Raw genomic sequence first — 978 nt, forward strand, 5'->3', positions numbered from 1 at the left:
ATATTATAATTAAAGTTATAAATATAGTTCTTATATAATTAGCATTTACTAATATAACAGCATCAATAAATCCCATAAATATACTAAAAATATAAATTCTAAATAAGTATTTTTTCTTATTATGTGTATTAATATAGCCTATTACAGAACAAAATAAAAATATTGGTGCTGATATTCTTCCTATATACCTTAAATATTCTGATGTATTTGGAATATATAAACCTATATGATCAATAATCATTGTTATTAAAGCTATTATCTTTAATATAGTTGTTGACATTAAAATACACTCCTTAAAAATAATAAAAGAGGAGAACCATTATATAATAATAAAAGTTTCTTCTTTATTATCTATCTAAATATTAATCACTAATACTTCCTTCGAAATGAGAATGTTCACTAAATTTAATATATATACTATCACTTGTATTTAAGTTACTTCTATTTCATAAGATTTAGAACCCATAAACATATAATCTGTATATAAATTGTCAAATGCTGCTTGTCCAGAAAAATAATATGTTCCACTATTTGAAAAATCCCATATTTCTGACTGGTTTGGTTTTTGTGTAGTTCTTATTTCAATTTGTATATTTGGTTTATATGATGATACACCCATATTTTATGATGTAAATATATTTGCAGTATTTAAATTACTTACACTTAAAACTAACATTGTCATTGCCATAATTTTTTTAAATTTCACTATAATTCAATCTCTTTCCTATATAATAATAAAAATTAAGTAAATTTATAATTTAATTGTGATTATCACAATTATTTATTTAATACATATTTCAATTTTTACTTATTATAATAACTCCCCCATTTTTATTATACTTAATAAATTTTTAACATAATAATATATTTAACTCTTACCTCCATAATAATATAAATTTAATTATAAAATATTTATCAATCCTCCCTATTATTAAAATCTTACATTGATTTTAATAATTATATTTAATACTACTATAT

The 978-nt window shown here is 19.4% G+C and carries 2 protein-coding genes; both read right to left on the reverse strand.

The features are described from left to right. A partial coding sequence (locus tag B5E58_RS13240; RefSeq protein WP_242956682.1) for a TraX family protein occupies positions 1-280 on the reverse strand: 280 nt, incomplete at its 3' end. A gap of 150 nt (positions 281-430) precedes the next feature. Continuing rightward, complete coding sequence (locus tag B5E58_RS13245; protein ID WP_088110100.1) at positions 431-619, reverse strand: hypothetical protein; 189 nt, start codon at positions 617-619, stop codon at positions 431-433. Between the last annotated feature and the right edge of the window lie 359 nt (positions 620-978).

Origin of the sequence: Tyzzerella sp. An114 (genome assembly GCF_002161055.1) — a bacterium.
Lineage (GTDB): Bacteria > Bacillota > Clostridia > Lachnospirales > Anaerotignaceae > Fimicola > Fimicola cottocaccae.

Excerpts from the sequence above, each read along its gene's own strand:
- B5E58_RS13245 (WP_088110100.1), bottom strand. The coding sequence starts at position 619 with ATGGGTGTATCATCATATAAACCAAATATACAAATTGAAATAAGAACT.